This window comes from Cohnella sp. CFH 77786 (assembly GCF_019400745.1).
GTDB lineage: Bacteria > Bacillota > Bacilli > Paenibacillales > Paenibacillaceae > Cohnella.
Genome location: NZ_WJIB01000015.1, coordinates 76,995 through 100,273, shown reverse-complemented (window position 1 = coordinate 100,273; position 23,279 = coordinate 76,995). Strand labels below are relative to the sequence as shown.

Below are 23,279 nucleotides of genomic sequence, written 5' to 3'. Positions count from 1 at the left end.
AGTGATAATGATACGAATTGTATCATTATCATATTTCGGGGGGTTCCTATGACATTATCCGATTACTTGTCCGTCATCCGAAAAAGGTGGATCATGATCGTGCTCCTGGTCGCGGCAGCGTGTGCCGCATCGGGGTATGCCGTATCCGCAAATAACCAGCCCATTTATCAGGCGACGAGCAAAATCATCGTCAACCAGGCCCGACTGGAGAACGGAAAGCTTCAATTGAATCCCGGCGACGTGGCGGTTAACGGAATGCTTATCAATACGTTCAAAGAGCTGATCAAGACGCCCGCTATTCTTCAAAGCGTGGTGAAGGCCCATCCGGATTTGAACGTCACGACGGGAGAACTGGTGAACTCCTTGAAAGTCAGCACGGCCACGGGAAGCCAAATCATGAGCATATCTATTGAAGATCCTTCTTACGAAAGAGCTTCGCAAATCGTCAATGCCGTTGCTGCCGTATTCCGGGTCGAAGCTCCCGCCATCTTGAATGTGGACAGCGACATGATCGTGATTCCGTCCAATCCCGATACGAAGTCCGCGGGTCAGCAGACCGGCCTCGCTTTCGTGCTGCTTGTTGCGTTTGTGGCGTCGTTCATCGTTTCCGTTTTCCTGGCTTACTTGCTCGAATACTTCGATACAAGCCTTCGAGAGCCGAAACAAGTGGAACAATGGCTGGGTATCCCCGTGATGGCGGGCATTCCGGAAATCCGCAAGAGCGATATCAAACACGTGAAGCAAGCGGCGGCCGCGCCGTCCTTTAAACGCGTAGGGGAGGATCAGCATGTCCACATTAACGGCTAAACGAAGCCTCGTCACGCATTTGGATCCGTACTCTCCGATCTCGGACACGTTCAGGACGCTTCGCAACATGGTAGGTTCCCAGACAGGAGGAACGGATCGGAAAATCGTTACCGTCATCTCGGCGGAGCCGTCGGAAGGCAAGACGACCGTTGCGGTCAATCTGGCGATCGCTTACGCCCAGGCTGGCAAGAAGGTGCTGCTGATCGACGGAAATCTGCGCCAGCCGGGACTGGATCAGATCTTCTCCGTTTCGAACCAAACGGGCCTGTCCAACGTGCTGCTCCATACCGCTTCCCTGGGCGATTGCGTCAAGGACGCCGGCATCCCGCTGCTGTCCGTATTGACTTCCGGACCGGCTCCCGCCTACGCGGGAGATCTCCTGGATTCTACCGCGATGGAGAGCTTGCTGGCACAAGCGAGAGCCGACTACGATCTGGTCGTGATCGATTCCCCCGCTCTGCTCGCGCTGGCGGACGCCGCCACGCTCGCGATGAAAAGCGACGGCGTGCTGTGGGTCCTGCACTCCCGGATATCCCGGAAGGCCAAAGCGCTGGAAACCAAAACGCTGCTGCAGCGGCTGGACGTGAAAATCATCGGGTGCGTGCTGAACCAGACGAAGCGGGAGCAGACGAAAGCCTACCGCCAATACAAGTTCCCGCACGGCGTATAAGGGGAGGGCTTCATGGAACTGCCCGGCCCGCACCCGATGGAGCATTTGAAACGAATGTTGGATTCGATTCTGGAAGTGATTCCTCCAGGATCCCAAATCGTGTACATGGATTATCCCGTTCACGAAAATATCGGCGATCTTCTGATCATGAAAGGCACGGAGAAATTTTTCCACGACCATCGGATCCGGGTGCGCAAACGTCTATCCTTTCTTCAGTTCCGAAGCCGCATGCGAATTCCGAGCGATTGGATTATCGTATGCCACGGCGGCGGCAATTTCGGGGACTTATACACGGACAATCAGAAGCTTCGGGAAACATTGGTCGCAACCTACCCGACTCATCGGATCGTGGTGCTTCCGCAAACGGTGTTCTTTTCCGATGCCGGAGAACGGGAACGTTCGCTTGGGCGGTTCGCGAACCATCCGGACTTCCACTTGTTCGTGAGGGACCTCACGTCGTACGAGACCGTCCGGGGCAATTTGGCGAACGTCTATTTATGTCCGGACATGGCCCACCGGCTGTACCCGATCCAGGCTCCGCCGAATCGGAGCGCCAAGGTGCTCGGGCTGTTCCGGACGGACGGAGAAGCAGGGCATCATGAAGCCGGTGAATGCGATTGCGACACCCGGACGGATTGGCCGCAGCTGCTGTCCGGATGGGACTTTCTGCTTCTCAGGCTCATGGTCAAAGGCTTCGTGCTGGATCGTTATTTGATGAACCTCCTGCCGCTCCGGCCGGTTTGGTACCGAATGGCCGACCGCTTCGTCGCCAAAGCCGTACGCCTGTACGGCAGCTTCGGCAGCGTCGTGACTTCCCGCTTGCACGGGCACATTCTCGCTTGCTTGATGGATCTTCCCAACCGGCTTATCGACAACAACTACGGCAAAAACTCGAGTTATTACCGGCAGTGGACGCATCGGATCCAGCAGGAGGGGATGCCCAGTGAATCTTCCGCGGGGAATGACCGTGGCGGTTTGTACGCGGAATCGTCATGAAGATCTGGTACGCTGCATAACCTCGATTGCCAAGGAATCCCCGGATTTCCCATGCGAGGTCCTCATCGTGGACGACGGAGAAATGCCGTCATCCGTCCGGTGCACCCTTCGGCAGCTGCTCGATTCTTGCGGCATTGCTTTTGCCTATTACCGCAAACGGCATCCCGGTCTGCTGCTATCCAGGATTGCCGCCGCGGAAAGGGCGGTCCATGACGTCATCCTGTTCCTGGACGACGATGCGGAGCTGGAGGAAGGCTACCTGGCCCGTCTTGCCGCTTGGTATGGCCGGTTTCCGGACATTGCCGGAATCGGCGGCATCGATCCTTCCATCCGCGGCAACTGGAAATGGGATTGGTTCACGAGGATTTTCCTGTACGATTCGGGAAAGCCCGGGAAATTGTCGGCCAGCGGGTATGGCGGCTCGATGACCAAATGGGCTTCCATGAAAGAGCCGTTCCCGACGGAATATTTATTCGGATGCAACATGTCTTTCCGCAAGAGCGCGCTGCTCGGACTCGAACCGGTAGCGTGGCTGTCCGGCTACAGCTTGGGAGAGGATCTGTACCTGTCCGCTTGGGCCCTTCGGAGCGGCAGACTATGGATCGATCCTAACCTCAAGGTCAGGCATCATCAGTCTCACGCCTCCAGAGACAAGGAAGAGCAGGTCGCCTATACGGAAGTGGTTAACCACTACTATCTGTTAAAGCTGCAGCAGGCGGGAAGATGGAGGCGTGCCGCCCATCTGTGGACTTCCCTCGGCTTGTGCGGGAGGGCATGGATACGCAAACCATGGCGCCATAAAGCGGCTTCCTACTGGAAGGCGATACGTTTCGTTCTTGCGGATGATTGGAGGAGGTTGTCCCGTGAAAGTGTCTCTGATCTTGGCAACGGTGGACCGCCTGGCTGAGGTGGAGAATTTTTTGGAGAAGCTCGATCTGCAAACCTACCGGAACTTCGAGCTCATCATCGTCGATCAGAACGAGGACGACCGCTTGGTACCGATAATCGAACGCTGCCGGGCGAAATTCGATATCCTTCGATTGAGGTCGCCCAGAGGGTTGTCCAGGGCCAGGAACGTCGGCTTGCAGCACGTCACGGGCGACATCGTCTCGTTTCCCGACGACGATTGCTGGTATGAACCGGACTTGCTGGGCAGAGCGGTTCTCCTGTTCGATCGCAATCCGAAGGCGCTGATCATTACCGGGCGGTCGATCGACGCGTGCGGTAACGATGCCGTCGGCAAATTCGATACGGTCGAAGGCTACGTCGACAAAATCAACGTTTGGAGACGCGCGGTTTCTTTCACGATCTTCCTGAAGAAGGAGGCGGCGGACGCGATCGGCGGCTTCGACGAAGAAATCGGCGTCGGCGCGGGTACGATCTACCACTCCGGGGAAGAAACGGATTATCTTCTCAGAGCGCTGAACCAATTTTCGGTCTATTACTATCCCGATCTGACCGTCAGGCATCCGAATCCGCTGAAGCAATTCACCCCCCAAATCATTCGCCGCGCATACCGGTACGGCTGCGGGTTCGGCAAAGTCGTGACCAAACACCAATACACGGCCCGTTTCAAGATCGGCGCCCTGCTCAAGCCGTTTCTCGGCATGATGCTGTTCTGGACCGCCTTCCAGTTCCCGAAATCCATGTACTACTGGAATTCGTTCAAGGGCCGGCTGCGGGGGATGTTATGAATCTCTACATTAACGGCCGTTTTCTTACCCAAGCAATAACCGGCGTGCAGCGTTACGCCATCGAGCTCGTCAAGCATTGGGACGCGCTTCTGGAAGCGGGCGAGATGGATGCCGGCAACGACCGGTTCACGCTGCTGGTACCTCCCGGCGCCATTCACGACCTGGGGCTGAAGCGAATCCGGACGAGGCAGGCCGGGCGGCTAACCGGACACTTATGGGAGCAGGTGATCCTTCCTTGGTACGCAAAGGACGGTTGGCTGATCAATTTGTGCAATACCGGACCCTTGCTCAAACGCAAGCAAATCGCGACGATCCATGATGCGGCCGTTTTCGAGTTTCCGTCCTCCTTTTCGGTTTCCTTCCGCTATGCCTACAAAATCATTCAGCGAGGACTCGGCGTTATGGCTCGCAAAATCGTTACGGTTTCCGATTTCTCGAAGTCCCAGCTCATCTCCCATTGCCGCATTCCCGAGGACAAAATCCGGGTTGTGGCGCTCGGAAACGAGCATATGCGGGAATTGCAGCCGGATTACGGCGTATATGCCAAACACGGGATCGAGCCCAAAAGGTACCTCCTCGCGGTCAGCAGCCATAATCCGAGCAAAAACTTTGCGAATATCGTTCGTTCGATCGAGTATCTGAACGACGTCGATTATGAAATCGTCATTGCGGGCGGAGCGAACGCCAAAGTGTTCGGCCGCGCCGAGCTGCCGCATTCCGACAGGATCAAGTTGATCGGCTACGTGACGGACGGCGAGCTCAAAGCTTTATACGAAGGGGCCTCCTGCTTCGTATTTCCCTCCCTGTACGAGGGATTCGGCTTGCCGCCGCTGGAGGCGATGACTTGCGGCGCGCCGGTCGTCGTATCCGCTGCCGCGTCGCTGCCCGAGGTTTGCGGCGATGCGACCCTGTACTGCGATCCGAGGAGTCCCGAGGATATCGCCAGGCAGATCGACACCGTCATGAACGACGACCGGACCCGCGAACGGCTGAGCCGATCGGGTTTGCGGCAGGCCGCCCGGTTCAGCTGGGGCTCCTGCGCCAGACAAACCTTGGAAGTGGTGAAGGAGGCGGTTCGAGCATGAAGGTGGCCATCATCCATGATTGGCTGGTCGTCTACGCCGGCGCGGAGAAAGTGTTGGAGCAGCTGCTCGAGCTGTATCCGGAGGCGGATCTGTACAGTCTCGTGGATTTTCTGCCCGACGACCAGAGAAGCTTCATCCGGGGCAAGCGAGTCCATACTTCGTTTATCCAGGGGCTGCCTTTCGCGAGGAAGAAGTTTCGCCATTATCTAGGGCTCATGCCGCTGGCCGTCGAACAATTCGATCTTTCCGGTTACGATCTCGTCATTTCCAGCTCCTACGCGGTCGCCAAAGGGGTGATCACCGGTCCGGACCAGCTGCATATCTCCTACGTCCATTCGCCGATCCGCTACGCCTGGGATTTGCAGCATCAATATCTGAGGGAAAGCGGACTCGACCGGGGATTGAAGGGCACCGTCGCCAAATGGATGCTGCATCGGATGCGGCTATGGGATGCGAGGACGGCCCATGGCGTCGATTCCTTCGTCGCCAACTCCGAATATATCTCCCGGCGGATCCGCAAAGTATACCGGCGCGAATCGACCGTGATCTATCCGCCCGTATACGTCGACAGATTCGGACTATGCGAGAGCAAGGAAGATTACTACCTGACGGCATCCCGGATGGTTCCTTACAAGAAAATCGACATGATCGTGGAAGCTTTCGGAGAAATGCCCGACAAGAAATTAATCGTCATCGGAGACGGGCCCGAGTACGCCAAGGTGAAAGCGAAAGCCAAATCCAACGTCAAGCTGCTCGGTTATCAGCCCGGCGATGCGCTTCGGAAGTACATGCAGGAGGCACGGGCATTCATCTTCGCGGCGGAGGAAGACTTCGGGATCGCTCCGGTGGAAGCCCAGTCTTGCGGCACCCCCGTTATCGCCTACGGCAAAGGCGGTGCTTTGGAAACCGTGCGGGGGCTGGAGCAGGCGAATCCGACCGGGGTGTTCTTCCGGGAGCAGACCGTCCCCTCTCTCGTTCAGGCCGTGCTGGATTTCGAGCGGAACGAGCACCGGATTGCGCACCGGAACTGCAGCGCGCAAGCCGGGCTGTTCTCGGCGGATGCGTTCCGGGATCGCTTGCGGAGGCACATTGACGAACAGATCTTGCATTTTACCATGAACGGCGGAGATGGTTCACATGAACATGGCGATCCTGCACCCGAGGCTGCTGTTGTTGCTGGTCGTTACTTCTAGCACGCTCATCTGGTTTCTCTACCCACCGATGTTCTCCTACCAGAAGTATTGGTCCGTTAACGGCTTCGCGAATTATTTGTTCTTCTATTTGATCATTCTCGCCTGCTGCTTCCTCACCGAGAAGACGAGCTTATCGAAGCCGGCCGGATCGCCGCTCGAGCGGTTCAGGCAGAAGTACGCCGGGGGGGACGCCCTCCGCAGGGAAGCTTTTATCCTTGCCGTCATCGCGGGGGCGGCCCAATTGCTGTGGATCGTCCGGATCGTCTTGAAGGAAGGGATCGGTCCATTGATCCAAATGCTGGTGGTCCGGCAGGATTTCTTGGCGTTTAAACAGCAGGTCGTCAACGTCACCGGCATATCCGGCGTCACCACGTTAACGCAGCTCGGTCTCCTCGCCTCCTCCCTGTATGCCATCCACGTCTTCGGGCTGAAGAGGAAAGGAAGCTTTTGGATGTGGGCGCTCATTCTGTTCCCCGGGGTCCTCAGGGGCCTGTTTTTCTCGGAACGGATCGCGTTGCTGGAAGTGGTGCTTCCCATTGCCGTCATCGCCATTCTGTTCGGGAGCGTTCGGGTCACTTTGCCTAAGCTGATCGCAAGCTTAGCCGCGGTCGTCCTGTTCTTCTCCGCCGCGGAAGGGCTCCGAAGTTACCAATTCTATTCCCAAACCGGTTTTGCGAAGGAAGGCGTGTACTCGTACGGGCTGGGAAGGTTTCTCGACTATATCAGCTCCAGCATCAACCATTCCATGGCGATGCCGGATTTGGCGGAGCGATCGGTCGGATTTCCGACGTTGATGTTCAATGGGTGGATTAACCTGTTGTACAATTTCATACCGGAATCGACTTTGCGTGCGTTCCTTCATCTGGATGCGGCGAAACAGGCCTATCTCAACGTGAAAAGCAGCCCCTACTCCGCACCCGATTATACGAATATGGGCTATTTCGGGGAGCTGTTCGCCGATTCCGGCTATCTGTACGTTGTATACGCGGTGCTGTACGGGTGGTTCATCGGGATGGCCTATAAAGGAATCAGGCAGCACCAGGTCGGCTGGATGATGATTTTTCCGTCCGTCGTCTTCTCTTTGCTGGAAGTGTACCGGGTCCATTATTTGTTCGACAACCGGATGTTTTATCCGCTTCTCTATGTCTTCCTCCGTTATTTGTATCAATCCTATCAGGAGAGCAAATCGCCTCAACCGCGATGGGAGGGGGGGGAAATCCGTGAAGCGCATCGATTGGCTTGACGCCGCCAAAGGAATCGGGATCATCCTGGTCGTCGCCGGGCATACGGGTTCTACTTCGTCCACGGTTACCAACTATATTTTCTCGTTCCATATGCCGCTCTTCTTCTTCCTGTCCGGATACTTGTTCACCGCCGGCAAATACGGATTCGGAAGCTACGTCCGCAAAAAGGCGAAATCCCTGCTGATTCCCTACTTCGTCTTCGCCTTCGCGACCTACGCTTACTGGGCGGTCATCGGGAGGAAGTTCGGAAACGACGCCGAGCTTGATATTCCGTTGCTGAAGCCGCTCGCGGGCATCCTTTATTCCAACGGCGTCGATCACTGGCTGGTCTTCGATACCCCGCTCTGGTTCCTCACTTGCCTCTTTCTCGTGGAAATCGGCTTTTACCTTCTATCGAAACGGGTACGACGGCAGGGCGTTCTGTTCTTGGCTCTTGTCGCGCTGTCGGTTATCGGCTATCTGGACAGCTTGTACCTGCCGTTCCGGTTTCCCTGGGGCTTCGACGTCGCGTTGACCGCGATGCTGTTCTACGGATGCGGCTATCTAGCGAAATCGAACGCCCTCCGTTTCCGCAGATGGCAAGCGCCCCGGTACTGCCTCCCGCTTGCCGCAGCGTTCCTCATCATCGGTTATATTGCCGGCGGAGCCAACGGGAGGGTCGATATGAATCTCCATCAGTACGGAAACTATTTCTATTTTTATATCGCTGCTTTCGCCGGACTGGCCGGTTGGCTCCTCGTATCCCGGACTCTCGCTTCCCTGAGGCCGCTGCGCTTCCTCGGGGAGAATACGCTGCTGATCATGGCGGTTCACCTGATCTTGCTGTCTTTCGCGAAAGCCGTCGTCGTCTTCCTTCTCGACATTCCGCTGCAGGACACCCGGACGCCGTTATGGGCGCTGCTCTACACAAGCGGCGTGGTCGCGATGGCGGTTCCCTTGATCTTTTTCGTAAACCGTTATTTGTTTTTTGCATTGGGCAAAAGCGGCGGGAGCAAGGCGACCGCGTTTAACGCGTAAAAGGAGGGGTCGGAAATGGGCAAAACGGACAATCAAATCGACGTTCTGGACGTGACGGCCGAGAGGGACGGAACCGTTCGGTATTCGGTACGCTATGGATCGAAGGTAAGCCAGTTTTTCTCGGGTGAACCTTTCTTCGTGCAATACGACCGCGACGTATCGGAGGTGCCCGCCGGGATCCTCATGATCCCCTTGCTCTCCAATCTGCTGCCGGTCGCTTGGGTGGCGGGAGCCGATGTCCATGTCGGACAATTGGATCGGAGATTCTACGAAAGCCTGCGGAAGGTGAAGGAATCGTTCGCCCTGTTGTACCCCAGGCTGAAATTTACGGGTGATCTTCACGTGCGGGAAGTAACGGATGATGCTCCTGCCGCCGATCCTGTACGGTCTGCCGCTTTTTTCAGCGGGGGGGTCGATTCGCTCGGAACCTTCTTGCGAAGGAAGGAAGAAAACCCGTATTTCGTTACGATCTGGGGAGGAGACATCGGCCTCCATCAACCTCACATCTGGCGTGAGGTGAAGCGTCATAACGAGGCATTCGGGCGGTCTAATCGCATCGAGAGTCTGTTCCTCAAGTCCAGCATGCGCACGTTCCTGAACGAGGAGCTGATCGCTTTCACCTACGGGCGGTTTACGCACGGCTGGTGGCCCGGGGTGCAGCATGGAATCGGCATGGTCGGCTTATGCGCTCCGCTCGCTTACATGCTGGGAATCGGGAATCTGTACGTCCCCTCCGCATTGCCGCCAAAACTCGCGAGAGCGGTGCCCGACGGTTCCAACACGCTCATCAACAACCAGATCCGGTGGACGGGCACGAAGGTTCAACTGGAAGGGGAAGAACTGACCCGCCAAGATAAAGTGGGTCTCATTGCGGATTACATCCGCAGCCGGGATTCGGATCTCACGGTCCGGGTATGCTGGTCCAACAAGGAATACGGCAACTGCGGACGCTGCGAGAAGTGCTCGCGGACCATCGCCGCGCTTCTTGCCGAAGGGATCGATCCAAGGCGCGCCGGGTTCCCGGTTACGCCGGAAACCGTCGAGCATATCCGGCAGCAGCTTCCGAAATGGCTTTCGTCCAGCGAGCTCCGGGTTGAATACTGGAACGAGGTGAGGGCCCGGGGCATGGAGAACGACGCGCGGATTCGGGAGGAAGATCGGGCCTTCTTCGCTTGGTTGCGGAGCCGAAACCTGTCCTCGTATTACCGAAAGCGGAGCGCCAAAAAAATGCTTCTCGATCTTATCCCCCATCCGTTGTTTCTGTACCTGAAGAAGAAAACGATGTAAGCGCGAATCGAATCCGAATGAGGGAACGCTCATGTCCTTAAGAGTCAAAGGAGTCACCGCGGTGAAATGGTCGAGCTTGGCAACCGTTGTCACCACCGTCGTCCAACTGGCTCAGGTGGTGACGGTGTCTCGCCTGCTCTCCCCCGAAGACTACGGTCTCATCAGCATGATTATGGTCGTCGTGGGAATCGCCGTTTCGATGAGCGATTTCGGGGTATCAAGCGCCATCGTCCACCGTCAGAACGTAACCAAGAGCGAGCTATCCAGCCTGTACGTTCTCAATTTGGCGGTCGGAGCCGCCATCGGTGCCATCGTATGGCTGATCGCTCCGCTCGTCTGTGCTTATTACCAAGAGCCTCGGCTTCTCGAACCGATGCGATGGATGGCTCTGCTATGCGTCATTCCGGCCGTCGGCCAGCAATTCCAAGTGCTGTTCCAGAAGGAACTGCGGTTCGAGTACTTGGCCAAAGTGGATATTGCTGCCGTTGCAATCGGATTTACGGCCGCGCTGGCCGGCGCTTATGCCGGATACGGTGTGTATGCGCTTGTCGGCGCTTATCTGTCCAACGCCTTGTTCAAGTCCTTATCCTTGGCGGCAGCGGGTTGGCGGCAATGGAAGCCCGGAAGGCATTTTTCGATTCGGGATTTGAAAGGTTATGTAAGCTTCGGCGCCTATCAGACAGGATCGAACCTCATCCAGATGCTCACTTCCAACATCGATTACTTGATTCTCGGAAGAATGATCGGTGCGGAAGGGCTCGGTTACTATACTTTTGCTTATCAACTGGGAATCATGCCCATGCAGAAGTTGTGGCCGCTCGTTTCGCAAGTCTCGTTCCCCCTGCTCGCGAAGATCCAGGACAGAACGGATCTGCTGCGTCAGGGGTACTTTCAGATTACGGGAATGATCAGCTACGTGACGGGTCCCATCTATCTGGGACTTGCGGTAACGGCTCCCTATCTGGTGCCATTCGCGTTCGGAGAACAATGGACGGCCAGTGTCCCTCTCGTACAAATTCTTGCGGTCATGTTCCTGCTCCGTTCCTCTCTAATCCCGACAGAGAGCCTGTTGCTGGCCGTCGGCAGGGCCAATACGAGGTTCCATTATTCCGTCTTGTGCATGGTCATCGTTGCTCCCTGCTTGCTCGCCGGAGCATGGCTGCACGGGGCCGCAGGCGTTGCATTCGGGTATTTGGCCGCACAAGCCATGATCGTGATCGTGAACTATTACCAGTCGGTCCGCAAGGTACTGGCGAAGTGCGCAGGGGAATATGCCCGCAGCTTTATGCCCGGCGTTCTGTACAGCGCGGTCATGGCGGCCGGGGTATTCGCGCTGGGATGGCTCGTGAGAGGCGCCGGCTCCGAATGGTTTACCGTTGCTTGGCAATTGACCTGGGGATTCATTCTATACGCCGCATTGATTATCGCATTCAAGCGCGAGCTTGTGCTGAGCCTTCGGAACCGTCTTCGGATGAAGGCGTCCCATCGGGAATCTTCGGGGTAAAGAACCGAAGGAGGGAACAAGAATGGCGGCGGAAGGAAAACGGATCCATGTGAAGGGTGTCCGCGTGTCGGACGACGGACGCTGCGTTGCTTATGAGATCGATTACGGAAACAGGGTCGGGTCTTATTTTTCCGGCGAGCCCTTTCAAGTGCAATACGACCGGAACGTAGGAGAAGTGCCGGCCAGCGTGCTGTTCATTCCGCTTCTTTCGAATTTGTGTCCCGTCGCCTGGGTGACGGGCGCCGATGTGTACGTGGAGGAACTGGACCGCGCTTTTTATCATAGTCTGCAAAAGGTTCGGGATGCGTTCAGCGTCTTGTACCCGAAACTCCACTTCAAGGGCCGGCTGAATGTCGGACGCCTGGTCCATAATCGTTCTCCGCAGCAGCATCTAGGCAGAAACGCGCTGTTTTTCAGCGGAGGAGTGGATTCATTGGCCGCCTGTTTGCGGAAAACGGCGGAGCGTCCTTATCTGATCACGGTGTGGGGAGCGGATATCGGGATCGGGCAGCCGCATGTATGGGAGCAGGTGAAGGAAAACCACTCGGTCTTCGGAGAGGCTTTCGGCATGGAGAATCTCTTCTTGAAGAGCAATCTGAGAACCTTCATCCATGAAGCCAGAATGGCCGACGAGTTCGGCCGGATCACGAGAGGCTGGTGGCCGGGCATCCAGCACGGCATCGGCATGATCGGTTTAAGCGCGCCGCTCGGCTATTTGCTCGGTTTCCGCCATTTGTTTCTGGCATCTTCCTTGCCCCCGAAACTTGCGCAGACCGTCCCATACGGATCCCATGCGACCGTCGACAACCAAATTCGCTTCGCGGACACCTCGGTTAGATCGGAAGGTGAGGAGCTGAGCCGTCAGGACAAAATGACGGTTATCGCCGACTATATTCGGGAGAGCGGAACCGGCCTCCAAATCCGGGTCTGCTGGGCGAACAACGAATACGGGAATTGCTGCCGGTGCGAGAAATGCGCGCGCACGGCGGCCGGGCTGCAGGCGGAGGGAATCGATCCCCGTCTGTGCGGTTTTCCGGAAGCGGAGCGGTTAATCGAATTCACACGGCAGAATTTGCCTTCTTGGTTGGCCCAAAATCGGATTTGGGTAGAGTACTGGGATGAAATCAGACGGCGGAGCTTGTCCAACCGGGATCGGATCCGTTCCGAGGACCGTCCGTTCCTGGAGTGGCTGCAAAGCATCGATCCATACTCGCATAAGCAAAAACGGAGCGCGAGGGACGTCTTTCTTGACCTGCTTCCCCACGCTCTGTACATCTGGCTCAAAAAAACGGTCGAAAATTATCGAACATGCTAGGAAGGTTGAGCAAAATGACCATAAAAATCGGACTTATCAACGTAAATGCCCGAACAGCCCTGAAATTCGGTCTCGTCGTGCTTGCCGCGCTGCTCTTCGCCTCACTGCCTCATAACTCTTCCGAAACCGAACCTATTCCGCCGCGGATCACCGAGTTGAAAGCGGGACCCGATCCCGGCAGGGAAGCCCGGGCGCTCCCGGCCTGGGGGCCGGAACGGGAAACTCCGTCCCTGCGGGTTTCGGTCAAATCATACGGCGCCAAAGGTGATGGAAAATCGGACGATACGGCGGCTATCCAGGCAGCCGTCAATAAAGTCGGCAAGAGCGGCGGAGGGGTTGTTTTTTTTCCGAACGGCGTCTATAAAGTAAGCGACAGCATCGTGGTGAGCCATGACCGCGTAACGCTCGAAGGACAAAGTTGGGGCGCGGAGCTCCGGATGGTCAAGCATCCCAAAAGGATCATTGTCATCGAGGGCTCGTGGGACAATACCGTAAAGAACCTGAAACTTACCCTCGGCCTCTCCAATGTGACGCGCCATGACCAGGATTTCGGCATCTATGTCACGAATGGAGCCTCCCATTTTCTGATCGAACGGATATTCGGAAACGGCAAAGGCATCATGGTGCGGGGCAACGTCGCCACGGGTACGATCCGGGACAACCGGATTCAGAATACGCTGGCCGACGGAATCCATCTGACGGGCGGGGCTCGTTATATTCTTGTAACCGGAAACGAATTGTCGAATACAGGAGACGACTCCATCGCGGTCGTCAGCTACCAAAGCCAGAAGGTGCTTACGAAGCAAATCGTCATCGCGGGAAACACGGTGCGGAATTCGCGTTCGCGAGGAATCGCCCACGTTGGGGGATATCAAGTGGAAATCCGGGACAACCGGATCCAGGGTACCGCCTCCAGCGGCATTCTCGTCGACCGGGACAACAACTACCAAACCTATTCGCCCGTCAATACGCTTATTGAAGGGAATACCGTCACCGGAGCGGGTACCTATGGACTCAAGGGAGGAAACCAATTCGGCATCGAGGTCTCCAAAGGAGCCGCCTACGTCACGATTACGGATAATACGGTCAACGGCTCCAAGAGCCGGGGGATCAGCGTGGCCGCCAATCGTACCATCATCCGGAACAACGTATCCTCGAACAATGAGGATTCGGGAATGACGGTCACGGCCAATGACGTCGTCATTGCGGGCAACCTGTTGGAGAAGAACGGAATGTACGGTTTCGTCGCCGAAAACAGCGACCGGCTGCGGATATCGGGCAACCGCATCGCCGACAACAACACGAGGAAAATCTCCCACATCGATAATTTTCTGCTGAAGGACAGCGAATCCTCCCGGGTCACGGGCAATGTGTCCGTTGAGACGAGGGCGGATAATCAGGTGGAACGTGCTTTCGAGTTGACCGGTTCGTGCCGAAGCACCGTCTTCGAGAACAATCAGTCTCAAGGCACGCGTCTCGGGACCGCGGTCGAATGCAAGCCGTAATCCCGGTACGTTGACTTCGACAATGCCCCTGCCTATCGACAGAAGCCCCGTTTTCTCACAATCCCGGCCTGTTCACATACGATATCCTATGGAGATTCGAAAGAGAGGGATCGTATGGCGCCAAACCCGAATTCATACCTCAATGTCAAGACGGATTTCGGAGCGGTCGGGGACGGGTCCACGGATGATACGGCGGCGGTGAGAAACGCCATCGGAGAAGCGATTCGGATGGGCGGTGCAACGGTATACGTGCCTCACGGCACCTACAAGATTTCGGGGATCGAGGTGACCGGCTCCTTCAGCCTGGTCGGTGACGGGGAAAGTTCCGTCCTGTTCTCGGACGACCGGACCCGCAGCGTGCTGAAAATCAATAACGCCGCCGGTTCGGTATGGAGGAGTTTCAAAATCAAATCGACGGCAGCGGGAGACTATACCAAACGCAATCCTCTGTTGAACGGCCTGTTCTTGTTCAGGGTGGAACGTTGCACGGCGGACGAGCTGTTCGTCGAGAACACGTACGGGGCGGGAATCCTCGTATCCGGCTGCACGGGCAGTTCCATCGAAAGGTGCAGCGTCCGGAATACGCTTGCCGACGGGATCCATGTGACCGGAAGAAGCAAGGACTGCATAATCGCGAGGAATACTTTAACGGATACCGGGGATGACGGGATCGCGGTCGTGAGCTATCAGAGCGACCAGGACCTGTGCGAAAGAATCCTGATCACGGGCAACCATGTCGTCCGCAGCTGGTCGAGGGGAATCGCCCACATTGGCGGGCGCAGTGTCACGATTTCGGACAATCTCATACAGGCTACTGCCGTTACCGGTATTCTGGTGGAGGAAGACACGAATTACAGCACATACCAATCTTACGACACGATCATTCATCACAACCAGATTGTCCAGGCAGGCACATACGTTACGCCGCGGCCGATTACAGGCAATCGCTTCGGCGTGGAAATCGCCTCCGGGGCGATCGGCGTACGCGTGGACGGAAATACGGTGAAAGAATCTCAAACGATCGGGCTTGCGGTTACAGGCGGCACATCCGGCGTCGAGATCAGAGGAAACCGAATTTTCCTAAACCGGGGGTCGGGCGTTCAGCTTTCCGATACGGACAAGATTCTGTTCTTCGGGAATACGGTGGAATCGAATGTCAAATACGGCTTATTCGCCGCTCGGATTGCTTATGGCGTTTTTGCCGGCAACCAATGGCTAAACAATAACTTTTTCGACATCGACTCACCCGGGACGGGAACGCCTTCGCCGGACGTGCAGGCGATCGACAACGCCAATTTCTACCAGTGCAGCGACTGCGTCATCGCGGATAACGTTTCCGTCGACGATCGCACCGACCGGGCCAGGGCTCGCGTAGAACGGGCAATCGAGATTACGGGAAGCCGCCGGATCAAGGTTGGCGGCAATCGCTGTTTCGTTTACAATGCCGATCCGGGCAAGGCGATCGCCACGGAAAGCTTTCTGTCGAACAACCAGGATTGCGAGCGGATGGATCTGTTTGCCGGCTCCGGCGTTCCGAACTCGACCGTGTACAGGGCGGGACAGTTCTATTTTCGAACGGATACGAAAGAGCAATACGTATATGACGGCGCAGCCTGGCGGAAGATTGCCTTGACATAAGCCGTTCCCAAGGTCCTCTTGACACCGATCGGCATACTCGCGAAAGAAACGGTCAACCGGATTAACCGGTTGGCCGTTTTGCCGTTTACCAGCTCCGCGTTCAGCGGCATCCCAAAGCCGCATGCCCAAATGAAAGCGCCGATGAGGCGCTATTTTTTTGCCAAAATCGCGATTTTCGACATGCGTTCGACAAAGACAAAACGTATCAAAAATGTCTTGACACGATACAATTTGTATCTTAATGTATGAAGTATGATTGATACGGAATGTAGCATACATACGAGCGGGGGATCGGGCGCATGACACCGGGGAGTCGGGAACGGAAGGCGGAACAAGCGGCGAAAGCCGCTTTGCAAATAAAAAGGTTCCGAAAACTCTGAAGGATAGGTGATGGGAATGAGGAAGGTTCGCAAGGCCATTATCCCGGCGGCGGGACTGGGCACGAGGTTCCTGCCGGCCACGAAGGCCATGCCGAAGGAGATGCTGCCCCTGGTGGACAAACCGACGATACAGTACATCGTCGAGGAAGCGGTGGCAGCCGGCATCGAAGACATTCTGATCGTGACGGGCAAGGGGAAGCGGGCGATCGAGGACCACTTCGATTCCGCTTTCGAGCTGGAGCAGAACTTGCTCGGGAAAGGCAAGCTCGAGCTGCTGCGGCAAGTGCAGCATCCCTCGCGCATGGTGGACATCCACTATATCCGGCAGAAGGAGCCCAAAGGGCTCGGGCACGCCGTCTGGTGCGCCCGCAAATTCATCGGCGACGAACCGTTCGCCGTGCTGCTCGGAGACGATATCGTGAGAGCCGAAACGCCCTGCATCGGCCAATTGATGCAGCAGTTCGAGCTCACGCAAAGCTCCGTCGTGGGCGTCCAGCACGTCGAAGACAAAGACGTGAGCCGGTACGGGATCGTCGATCCGTTCGACCAGAAGGGCAGGCTGTGCCGGGTCGCCAATTTCGTCGAGAAGCCGGACCGCTTTCAGGCGCCTTCCAATATGGCGATCATGGGCCGGTACATCCTGACGCCCGCCATCTTCGACTTCCTGGAGAAGATGGAGACCGGCGCCGGCGGCGAAATCCAGTTGACCGACGCGATCCAGCAACTGAACCACATCGAGGACGTTTACGCTTACCAGTTCGAAGGCATCCGCTACGACGTGGGCGAGAAGCTCGGTTTCATTCTGACGACGCTCGAATTCGCGCTCGACCATCATGAATTGCGCACGCCGCTTCTCTATCAAATGGAAAAGCTGCTCGCGCTGCATCAACAACACAAGGTCGTCGGGTAAGGTGATCCAGCGATGAGCATGCAAGAAACGGAATTAGCCGTCAAGCGTTACCGGTTGGAAGCGGCGGAGGAGCGGATCGATTGGCCCAAGCGGCTGTTCGACGTCGTCGCCGCATTGATCGGGCTTGCGCTCTTGTCTCCCTTTTTCCTGATCACGGCGATCGCGATCAAGCTGGAGGATCCGAGGGGGCCGGTGTTCTTCAGCCAAACCCGGATCGGCAAATACGGAAGAACGTTCAAAATGCACAAATTCCGCTCGATGGTCGTCGATGCCGAGCAGCAGTTCCATCGGCTGGCCGGCTTGAGCGAAGTGAGCGGGGCCATGTTCAAGATGAAGGACGATCCCCGGGTGACCAAAGTCGGCAAATTCATCCGACGCACGAGCATCGACGAGCTGCCGCAGTTCTGGAACGTCCTGAAAGGCGACATGAGCATCGTCGGACCCCGTCCTCCGCTTCCGAGGGAGGTTGCGGCGTACCGGGAGTACGATTTCCAGCGGTTGACCGTCGTTCCCGGTTGTACCGGTTTATGGCAAGTCAGCGGACGCAGCAGCGTCGGATTCGAGGAAATGGTGGAATTGGATTTGCAGTATATCCGCAAGAGAAGCTTCTGGTTCGACTTGGTCATAATCGCCCGAACGGTACGCCTGCTGTTCGGGTCCCGCAACGCGTTCTGAATCGCCTACAACTCGGACAGGTGGTTAGAGATTGATGGACAAAAACGCTTCAATATACGTGGCAGGGCATCGCGGACTGGTCGGTTCGGCCCTTGTCCGAGCGCTGGAGAGTCAAGGCTTCGGACGGATTGTGAGGCGAACCTCGCAGGAGCTGGATTTGCGGGATGCGCAGGCGGTCCGGGAGTTGTTCGAGCGGGAGGAGATCGACTACGTCTTCCTTGCGGCCGCCAAGGTCGGCGGGATCGTCGCCAACAACGATTATCCCGCCGAATTCATCCGCGACAATCTCCTCATCCAGACGAACGTGATCGACGCGGCCCATCGGGCCGGAGTCCGCAAGTTGCTGTTCCTCGGCAGCACGTGCATCTACCCGAAGATGGCTCCGCAGCCGCTCCGGGAGGAATACCTGCTCACCGGGACCCTGGAGCCGACCAACGAGCCGTACGCGATCGCCAAAATCGCCGGCATCAAGATGTGCCAAGCCTATAATCGGCAGTACGGAACCCGGTTCATCCCGGTCATGCCGACGAATCTGTACGGACCGAACGACAATTACGACCCCGATACTTCGCATGTTCTGCCCGCCTTGATCCGCAAATTCCATGAAGCCAAGCTGCTCAGCTTGCCCTATGTGACCTTGTGGGGCACGGGAACGCCGAGACGCGAATTCCTCCACGCCGACGATTTGGCCGACGCTTGCCTCTTCCTGATGGATTCCTACGAGGACGACGAAATCGTCAACATCGGCTGGGGCCGGGATATCTCGATCGCCGAGCTCGCCGAACGCATCAAGGAAATCGTCGGCTACGGCGGAGAGATCCGCTACGATCCGCAGCGGCCGGACGGGACGCCCCGCAAGCTGGTCGACGTCTCGAAGCTGGAAGCGCTCGGCTGGAAGGCGCGCATCCCGTTGGAACAAGGTCTTAAGGATACGTACGAATGGTACTTGCAGCAGTCGGCAGGAGTTCCCGAGCTGATCGGGCTTCAAGGGAGGCAGGGGTGACATGACAGTGAAAATGGCGAAAAGGGCATTGATCACGGGAACGACGGGACAGGACGGCTCTTATTTGGCTGAACTGTTGTTGGACAAAGGCTACAAGGTTTACGGGCTCAGACGAAGGACCAGCACTCCGAATTTCGAGAACGTGCAAGAGATCCGCAGCGAGATCGAATGGCTGTCCGGAGACTTGACCGACCTGGCGTCCCTGATCGCGGCCGTCCAGCATGCGCAGCCGGACGAGGTCTACAACCTGGGAGCGCAGTCGTTCGTTGAGACGTCGTGGCCCCAGCCGCTGTTGACGGGACAAATCACGGCGATTGGCGTCACGAACATGCTGGAGGCCGTGCGGATGGCCTGCCCATCGGCCCGGTTCTATCAGGCATCGAGCAGCGAAATGTTCGGCAAGGTGATGGAGACGCCGCAGCGGGAGACGACGCCGTTCTATCCGCGAAGCCCTTACGGGGCGGCTAAAGTATTCGGCCACTGGATCACGGTCAACTACCGGGAAAGCTTCGGCATGTACGCCTGCTCCGGCATTCTGTTCAACCACGAGTCTCCGCGCCGGGGAATCGAGTTCGTCACCCGCAAAGTGACAGACGGCGTGGCCCGGATCAAGCTCGGGCTGCAGAAGAATCTGCATATGGGCAACCTGGACGCGCAGCGCGACTGGGGATTCGCCGGGGATTACGTGAAGGCGATGTGGCTCATGCTGCAGCAGGAGGAGCCGGACGATTTCGTCATTGCCACCGGGGAAACCCGGACGGTCCGCGAGCTTCTCAGAGTCGCTTTCAGCCATGTCGGGCTGGACTACGAGGACCACGTCGTCATCGATCCGAAGTTTTTCCGTCCCGCCGAGGTGGACCTGCTGCTCGGGGATTGCGCGAAGGCGAAAGCCAAGCTGGGCTGGAAACCCGAAGTGAGCTTCGAGCAAATGATCGGGATGATGGTGGATTCCGATCTGCAGAAAGTGAAATGGGAGATGCAGCGGGCACCCGTCCTGCCGAAGCCGCGGCTGGCGATCCCGATTTGACTGCCATGGAAGAAAGCGGAGGGGTTCTCCCTTGAAGACCGGTTCGGGCAAGGGCAAAGTGCTGCTGTACAGCATCAATTTCGCACCCGAGTTAACGGGGATCGGCAAATACAACGGAGAGATGGTCCGGTGGCTGACGGAGCACGGCTACGAGGTGCGGGTCGTGACCGCGCCGCCGTATTACCCGCAATGGAAAGTGCCCGAAGGCTATTCTGCGGCCTGGTATTCCCGCGAAGAATGGCATGGCGCCCGGATTTGGCGCTGCCCCGTCTGGGTTCCGAAACGGGCGTCCGGCCTCAAGCGTCTCCTTCATCTGTTCTCCTTCGCGGTGTCCAGCTTGCCCGTTCTTCTGGCTCAGATGTTCTGGCGGCCGGATATCTGCTTCGTGGTGGAGCCTCCGCTGGTTCTCTCTCCGACGGTCCTGCTGCTGAGCAAGCTGTTCGGGGTCAAACCATGGCTTCACGTGCAGGATTTCGAGGTCGACGCGGCTTTCGAGCTGGGGATTCTCCCGAATCGTCCGTGGCTGAAGAAGACGGTGACCGGAATCGAAAGCCGGCTGATGCGGTCTTTCCGCATCGTCTCGTCGATCAGCCATCCGATGCTTCGCAGACTTCGCAGTAAAGGCGTGCCGCAAGAGCGCATCCGTTATTTCCCGAATTGGGCCGATCTTCGCTCCGTGAGACCTCTCGGCAACGATGAGCCGAACGCGCTGCGGGCCGAGCTGGGCTTCGCTCCGGGAGACGTCGTGGCGCTCTATTCCGGCAATATGGGCGAGAAGCAGGGGCTTGAAATCGTGCTTGAAGCGGCGGAAATATTGGCGGATCGTCCGGGCATCCGGTTCGTGCTTTGCGGGGACGGGGTGGCGAAGCCGAAATTGATGGAACAGGCGGAGCGCCGCAAGCTGGCGAACGTCCGGTTCCTGCCTCTGCAGCCGATCGACCGCTTGAACGAGCTGCTGAACATGGCGGATATCCACCTGCTCATCCAGAAGCGGAAATCGTCGGATCTCGTCATGCCGTCCAAGCTGACCGGCATGCTGGCCAGCGGGAAACCCGTCATCGCGACGGCAGAACGGGAGACGGCCGTCCATTCCGTCATGGAGGAATCCGGGGCGGGACTGCTCATTCCGCCGGAAGATCCGGCCGCCCTCGCGGCCGCGCTTCGGGACCTCGCGCAGCGGCGAAGCTTCCGCAGGTCGGCGGGAAATTCCGCCAGACGCTATGCGGAAAATCGGCTCGGCTACGAATCCGTCATGCAAACCTTTCATCAATCCGTGTTGGAGCTGGGAGTCAAGATGGCCTATGAACCCAACGACAAACCGCATTCGGTTAAATCTGTATAAGCAAGACGGCTACTCGCGCGGAAGAGGCGGGGCGACGGTGCTGACGTGGTGGTTCGTCCATGCTACCTTGTTTCGCTGGTCTCCGCAGCCGATGTACGGTTTCCGCCGGTTTCTGCTGCGCCTGTTCGGGGCAAAGCTCGGCACCGGCGTGAAGGTTCGACCGAGCGCATCCATCACGTATCCGTGGAAGGTCTCGATCGGCGACCATTCGTGGATCGGCGACCGGGCCGAGCTGTACAGCTTGGACCGGATCGAGATCGGCGCGCACTGCGTCGTCTCCCAGCGCAGCTATTTGTGCACGGGCAGCCACGATATGGAGGATCCCGCCTTCTCTCTCGTCGTCAAGCCGATCCGGATCGAAGACGGGGCGTGGGTGGCAAGCGACGTCTTCGTGTATCCGGGCGTAACGATCGGCACGATGGCCGTCGCGGCGGCGCGCAGCACGGTGCTGCGCGACATCCCGGCGGAGCAAGTCCATGCGGGTACGCCGGCCAAATTCCTCAAGTGGAGGTTCACGCCCGAAGAGGAGAAGACGGCGGAAGAGCCCGTGTCCAAACATGAACAACGGAAAGCGGTGGTTTCATGAAAATCGTGCTTCTGTCCGGAGGTTCGGGCAAACGCCTGTGGCCTCTGTCGAACGATACGAGATCCAAGCAGTTCCTGAAAGTGCTGCGGAACGAGGAAGGCATCATGGAGTCCATGGTGCAGCGGGTATGGCGCCAGCTAGAGCGGGCGCAGCTCGGCTCGGAGACGCTGGTGGCGGTCGGGGCGAAGCAGAAGGAGATCATCCAGAGCCAGCTTCCGGACTCGGTCGTGACGATCGTGGAGCCGACCCGGCGGGACACGTTCCCGGCGATCGCGCTCACCGCGGCGTATTTGTATTCGATCGAGGGCGTCGGACTGGACGAAGTGGTGGCGGTATTGCCGGTCGATCCGTACGTGGAGCAGGATTTCTTCGCCAAAGTGCGGGAGCTGGAAGACGTCGTCCGCGAGTCGGACGCCGAACTCGCGCTTATCGGGGTTCAGCCGACTTATCCTTCCGCCAAGTACGGCTATATCGTGCCGAAGGCGGAAGAGCGGGAGGCTTCTGCCGCGACGGCCGGCTTCCGGGCCGTGCGGCGCTTCGTCGAGAAACCGTCGGAAGCGGCGGCGGAAGGGTTGATCGCGGAGGGGGCCCTGTGGAACTGCGGCGTCTTCGCGTTTAAGCTGGATACGATCATTCGGCTGCTCATCGACAAAGGACTGCCGATTCACTATGAGGAAATGGTCAAACAGTACGACCGTTTGCCTTCCATCAGCTTCGACTACGAGGTGGTAGAGAAGGTCCAATCGGTCGTCGTCACCCGTTACGACGGCTATTGGAAGGATCTCGGCACCTGGAACACGCTGACCGAGGAAATGAACGTCGGCATGATCGGACGCGGGATCGTCAGTCCGGATTCCGTCAACACGCACGTCGTGAACGAGCTGGATATGCTCGTGACCGTCATCGGGTTGTCCGACGTCGTGGTGGCGGCGAGTCCGGACGGCATTCTCGTCGCCGACAAGGCCCGCAGTCCGAAGCTCAAAGACATGCTGAAGGATATCGAGCAGCGGCCCATGTACGAAGAGAAGCGTTGGGGAACGACGCGCGTCATGGATTTCAAGAAGCTCGAAGACGGGCGGGAAGTCTTGACGCGGGCGGTGCGGGTGAACGCGGGGCAATGCACGAGCTACCATTTTCACCTGAACCGGGACGAATATTGGACCGTGGCTTGCGGAACGGGGACGTTCGTCATGAATAACGTGATCTCCACCGTTCACGCCGGAGACACGCAGCACATTCCCGCGGGCGCGCCGCACAGCGTGCTGGCCGAAACCGACATGGAATGGATCGAAGTCCAGATGGGCAGCCGGGTCAGCGCGGAAGACGTCATCCGGCTCTATCACGACTGGGAAGAGATCGAACGCCATTGCGGCATGACGGGATAACGAAGCGGGGGGATCT

The 23,279-nt window shown here is 57.6% G+C and carries 21 protein-coding genes; all 21 read left to right on the top strand.

The features are described from left to right. The first annotated feature begins 48 nt into the window (after nucleotides 1-48). The 21 genes from GE107_RS20420 to GE107_RS20320 all read left to right on the top strand — a co-directional run bounded on the left by GE107_RS20420 (nucleotide 49) and on the right by GE107_RS20320 (nucleotide 23,263). Complete coding sequence (locus GE107_RS20420; RefSeq protein WP_219642119.1) at nucleotides 49-807, top strand: YveK family protein; 759 nt, start codon at nucleotides 49-51, stop codon at nucleotides 805-807. After that, nucleotides 788-1,477: a CpsD/CapB family tyrosine-protein kinase gene (locus GE107_RS20415; RefSeq protein ID WP_219642117.1), complete on the top strand. Its 690-nt coding sequence runs from the start codon at nucleotides 788-790 to the stop codon at nucleotides 1,475-1,477. Before GE107_RS20420 ends, GE107_RS20415 begins: the two co-directional genes overlap by 20 nt. Nucleotides 1,478-1,489: 12 nt before the next feature. Beyond that, nucleotides 1,490-2,473: a polysaccharide pyruvyl transferase family protein gene (locus GE107_RS20410; RefSeq protein WP_219642115.1), complete on the top strand. Its 984-nt coding sequence runs from the start codon at nucleotides 1,490-1,492 to the stop codon at nucleotides 2,471-2,473. Then, the gene (locus GE107_RS20405; RefSeq protein WP_219642112.1) at nucleotides 2,421-3,380 is read left to right on the top strand and encodes a glycosyltransferase family 2 protein; all 960 of its coding nucleotides are present in this window, start codon (nucleotides 2,421-2,423) and stop codon (nucleotides 3,378-3,380) included. The genes GE107_RS20410 and GE107_RS20405 overlap by 53 nt, the downstream gene beginning before the upstream one ends. Then, nucleotides 3,337-4,167, top strand: a complete 831-nt coding sequence (locus GE107_RS20400) for a glycosyltransferase family 2 protein (RefSeq protein WP_219642109.1) — start codon at nucleotides 3,337-3,339, stop codon at nucleotides 4,165-4,167. The genes GE107_RS20405 and GE107_RS20400 overlap by 44 nt, the downstream gene beginning before the upstream one ends. Next, nucleotides 4,164-5,252: a glycosyltransferase family 4 protein gene (locus GE107_RS20395; RefSeq protein WP_219642099.1), complete on the top strand. Its 1,089-nt coding sequence runs from the start codon at nucleotides 4,164-4,166 to the stop codon at nucleotides 5,250-5,252. The genes GE107_RS20400 and GE107_RS20395 overlap by 4 nt, the downstream gene beginning before the upstream one ends. Further along, complete coding sequence (locus GE107_RS20390) at nucleotides 5,249-6,445, top strand: glycosyltransferase family 4 protein (protein WP_219642089.1); 1,197 nt, start codon at nucleotides 5,249-5,251, stop codon at nucleotides 6,443-6,445. Before GE107_RS20395 ends, GE107_RS20390 begins: the two co-directional genes overlap by 4 nt. After that, nucleotides 6,390-7,688, top strand: coding sequence for a hypothetical protein (locus tag GE107_RS20385; protein WP_219642086.1), 1,299 nt, complete (start codon nucleotides 6,390-6,392; stop codon nucleotides 7,686-7,688). The genes GE107_RS20390 and GE107_RS20385 overlap by 56 nt, the downstream gene beginning before the upstream one ends. Further along, a complete protein-coding gene (locus tag GE107_RS20380) occupies nucleotides 7,666-8,706 on the top strand; it encodes an acyltransferase family protein (protein WP_219642083.1) in 1,041 nt (346 codons plus the stop codon). The genes GE107_RS20385 and GE107_RS20380 overlap by 23 nt, the downstream gene beginning before the upstream one ends. 15 nt (nucleotides 8,707-8,721) lie before the next feature. Beyond that, nucleotides 8,722-9,993, top strand: a complete 1,272-nt coding sequence (locus GE107_RS20375; RefSeq protein WP_219642082.1) for a hypothetical protein — start codon at nucleotides 8,722-8,724, stop codon at nucleotides 9,991-9,993. 31 nt (nucleotides 9,994-10,024) lie between these two features. Next, on the top strand, nucleotides 10,025-11,497 hold the full coding sequence (locus GE107_RS20370; protein WP_219642079.1) for an MOP flippase family protein: 1,473 nt from the start codon (nucleotides 10,025-10,027) through the stop codon (nucleotides 11,495-11,497). A gap of 22 nt (nucleotides 11,498-11,519) precedes the next feature. Further along, nucleotides 11,520-12,812, top strand: a complete 1,293-nt coding sequence (locus tag GE107_RS20365) for a hypothetical protein (RefSeq protein WP_219642075.1) — start codon at nucleotides 11,520-11,522, stop codon at nucleotides 12,810-12,812. 14 nt (nucleotides 12,813-12,826) lie between these two features. Continuing rightward, complete coding sequence (locus GE107_RS20360; protein ID WP_219642063.1) at nucleotides 12,827-14,317, top strand: right-handed parallel beta-helix repeat-containing protein; 1,491 nt, start codon at nucleotides 12,827-12,829, stop codon at nucleotides 14,315-14,317. Between the two features lie 114 nt (nucleotides 14,318-14,431). Then, a complete protein-coding gene (locus tag GE107_RS20355) occupies nucleotides 14,432-15,955 on the top strand; it encodes a right-handed parallel beta-helix repeat-containing protein (protein WP_219642058.1) in 1,524 nt (507 codons plus the stop codon). Nucleotides 15,956-16,351: 396 nt separating this feature from the next. Beyond that, nucleotides 16,352-17,245 (top strand): UTP--glucose-1-phosphate uridylyltransferase GalU, encoded by an 894-nt coding sequence (galU, locus tag GE107_RS20350; protein WP_219642055.1) that lies wholly within the window; start codon nucleotides 16,352-16,354, stop codon nucleotides 17,243-17,245. Nucleotides 17,246-17,257: 12 nt separating this feature from the next. After that, entirely contained in the window at nucleotides 17,258-17,920 is a 663-nt protein-coding gene (locus GE107_RS20345; RefSeq protein WP_370636474.1) for a sugar transferase, read from the top strand. 34 nt (nucleotides 17,921-17,954) lie between these two features. Then, the gene (fcl, locus tag GE107_RS20340) at nucleotides 17,955-18,923 is read left to right on the top strand and encodes a GDP-L-fucose synthase (RefSeq protein WP_219642052.1); all 969 of its coding nucleotides are present in this window, start codon (nucleotides 17,955-17,957) and stop codon (nucleotides 18,921-18,923) included. Between the two features lie 13 nt (nucleotides 18,924-18,936). Further along, complete coding sequence (gene gmd, locus GE107_RS20335; RefSeq protein WP_219642218.1) at nucleotides 18,937-19,950, top strand: GDP-mannose 4,6-dehydratase; 1,014 nt, start codon at nucleotides 18,937-18,939, stop codon at nucleotides 19,948-19,950. A 31-nt stretch (nucleotides 19,951-19,981) separates the two neighbouring features. Then, entirely contained in the window at nucleotides 19,982-21,292 is a 1,311-nt protein-coding gene (locus GE107_RS20330) for a glycosyltransferase WbuB (protein ID WP_219642049.1), read from the top strand. Continuing rightward, nucleotides 21,252-21,878 carry a putative colanic acid biosynthesis acetyltransferase gene (locus tag GE107_RS20325; RefSeq protein ID WP_219642046.1) on the top strand — a complete coding sequence of 209 codons (627 nt, stop codon included), beginning with the start codon at nucleotides 21,252-21,254 and terminating at the stop codon, nucleotides 21,876-21,878. The genes GE107_RS20330 and GE107_RS20325 overlap by 41 nt, the downstream gene beginning before the upstream one ends. After that, nucleotides 21,875-23,263 carry a sugar phosphate nucleotidyltransferase gene (locus GE107_RS20320; RefSeq protein WP_219642043.1) on the top strand — a complete coding sequence of 463 codons (1,389 nt, stop codon included), beginning with the start codon at nucleotides 21,875-21,877 and terminating at the stop codon, nucleotides 23,261-23,263. Before GE107_RS20325 ends, GE107_RS20320 begins: the two co-directional genes overlap by 4 nt. Nucleotides 23,264-23,279 lie beyond the last annotated feature (16 nt).